Source organism: Pseudokineococcus marinus, assembly GCF_013004605.1.
GTDB lineage: Bacteria > Actinomycetota > Actinomycetes > Actinomycetales > Quadrisphaeraceae > Pseudokineococcus > Pseudokineococcus marinus.
In genome coordinates, this window is record NZ_JABEMA010000394.1 from 1 (window position 1) to 2,399 (window position 2,399).

Sequence of the window (2,399 nt, forward strand, 5' to 3'; positions counted from 1 at the left end):
CGCCCCCCGCCCCCGCCCGGAGAGGACCGCCGTGGACCAGCTGCTCCTGCGCCGCCTGCGCGAGCAGACCGCCGACGTCCTCGCGCGCCAGCGCCGCGAGGACGCGACCGCCGGCGTGCCGCCCATGACGGGGGAGGACGAGCGCCAGTTCGCCCGCGCCGTCATCGGGCGGGTGCTCGAGCAGCACGCCCGGGGCGAGCTCGCGGCGGGGCGCTCGCCGCTCACCGCGGCGGAGGACGAGGAGCTGGCCGCCGGCGTCCACGCCGCCCTCTTCGGCGTCGGGCGCCTGCAGCCGCTGCTCGACGACCCGATGGTCGAGAACATCGACATCAACGGCTGCGACCGCGTCTTCGTCGGGTACGCCGACGGCCGCGAGGAGGCGATGCCGCCGGTCGCCGACACCGACGACGAGCTCGTCGAGCTCGTGCAGCTCCTCGGCGCCTACTCCGGGCTCGCCTCGCGGCCCTTCGACTCGGCCAACCCGCAGCTCGACCTGCGCCTGCCCGACGGCAGCCGCCTGTCCGCCGTCATGGGCGTCTGCGCGCGCCCGTCCCTGTCGATCCGCCGGGCGCGCGTCACGCGCGTCAGCCTTGACGCCCTCGTCGACGGCGGGTCGATGACGGCCGAGCTGGCCGCCTTCTGCTCCGCGGCCGTGGCGGCGCGCAAGAACATCATGATCGCGGGCGCCACGAACGCCGGGAAGACGACGCTCCTGCGGGCCCTGGCCCACGAGATCCCGCCGCACGAGCGCCTCATCACCGTCGAGCGGGCGCTCGAGCTCGGCCTCGGCGACTTCGCCGACCTGCACCCCAACGTCGTCGCCTTCGAGGAGCGCCTGCCCAACTCCGAGGGCGGGGGCGCGGTGACGATGGCCGAGCTCGTGCGCCGCAGCCTGCGCATGAACCCGAGCCGCGTCATCGTCGGCGAGGTCCTCGGCGACGAGATCGTCACGATGCTCAACGCCATGAGCCAGGGCAACGACGGCTCACTGTCGACGATCCACGCCAACAGCTCGCTCGAGGTCTTCAACCGCATCTCGACCTACGCCATCCAGTCCAAGGAGCGGCTGCCGGCGGACGCGACGGCGATGCTCGTGGCCGGGGCCGTCGACTTCGTCGTCTTCGTCCAGCGGACGAACGACTACGCGCGCGGCGGCACCCTGCGACGCACCGTGACGAGCGTCCGGGAGGTCAACGGCGTCGACGGACGCGTGCTGTCCAGCGAGATCTTCGCCGCGGGGGCCGACGGGCTCGCCGTGCCCGCGGCGCCGGTCGCCTGCGCCGCCGACCTCGCCGAGCACGGCTACCGCGTCGCGGCGGGCGCGCGGTGACCGCCGTGCCGCCGTCGCTGCTCCTCGCCCTGCTGGGCGGGGCGCTGGCCGGCGGCGGCCTGCTGCTCCTCGTGCGGGCGCTGACCCCGGTGGAGCGCCCGGCCCCGGGCACGTCGTCCCTCGCCGCCACCCGTCGTCGGCTCGTCGCGCTGGCGGGGCGGCGCGTCCCGGTCGCCGTCGTCGCCGGGCTGGTCGTGCTCGCCGTCACCCGGTGGCCCGTCGCGGCGGTCGCCGCCGCCGGCCTGGGCCTGCTCAGCGGGTCGCTGTTCGGCGGGGCCCGCGAGGAGCGACGTCAGATGGAGCGCCTCGAGGGCCTGGCGGCCTGGACGGAGTCCCTGCGCGACACCATCGCCGGCGCCGTCGGGCTCGAGCAGGCCATCCCCGCGACGGCCTACGCCGCCTCGGCCTCGATCGCCGCGCCCCTGCGCACGCTCGCGGACCGGCTGGCCATCCGCACCCCGCTGCCGCAGGCGCTGCTGCGCTTCGGCGACGAGCTCGACGACGCGACGGCCGACCTCGTCGTCGCCGCCCTCGTGCTCAACGCGCGCCTGCGCGGGCCCGGGCTGCGGGTGGTGCTCTCCTCGCTCGCCGGGTCGGTCCGCGAGGAGATCGACGCGCGACGACGCGTGGAGGCCGACCGGCGCAGCACGCGCCGCAGCGTCCTCATCATCATGCTCGTGACCATCGCCTTCACCGGCGGGCTCGCCGTCTTCAACCGCGACTACGTCGAGCCGTACTCCAGCGCCCTCGGCCAGCTGGTCCTCGCCGTCGTCGTCGCCCTCTTCGTCGCGGGCTTCTGGTGGATGCGACGGCTGTCGTCGCACGTCGTGCCCGCCCGCCTGCTCACCGGTGCGGCCGCCGACGGCCTGGGCCGCCCGGCCGTGCGCGGAGCGGGCTCGTGATCGTCGTCCTGCTCGGCGGCGCGGTCGCGGGCGTCGGCCTGCTGCTGCTCGTCACCGTCCTCGCGGGCCCGCCCGACGGCGGCGTCGCCACCGCGGCTGAGGCCGTAGTAGCGGTAGAGCTCGTCCTCCTCCGCGGGCGACAGCTCGCTGTCGGTGTCCATGCGGGG

Annotated in this window: 2 protein-coding genes; both read left to right on the forward strand. The window is 75.9% G+C overall.

Annotated elements, in window-relative coordinates; translation table 11 throughout:
• Positions 1 to 31: 31 nt before the first annotated feature.
• The gene (locus tag HLB09_RS15845; RefSeq protein WP_171204279.1) at positions 32 to 1,330 is read left to right on the forward strand and encodes an ATPase, T2SS/T4P/T4SS family; all 1,299 of its coding nucleotides are present in this window, start codon (positions 32 to 34) and stop codon (positions 1,328 to 1,330) included.
• Positions 1,327 to 2,232, forward strand: coding sequence for a type II secretion system F family protein (locus HLB09_RS15850; protein ID WP_171204280.1), 906 nt, complete (start codon positions 1,327 to 1,329; stop codon positions 2,230 to 2,232). Before HLB09_RS15845 ends, HLB09_RS15850 begins: the two co-directional genes overlap by 4 nt.
• Positions 2,233 to 2,399: the final 167 nt, after the last annotated feature.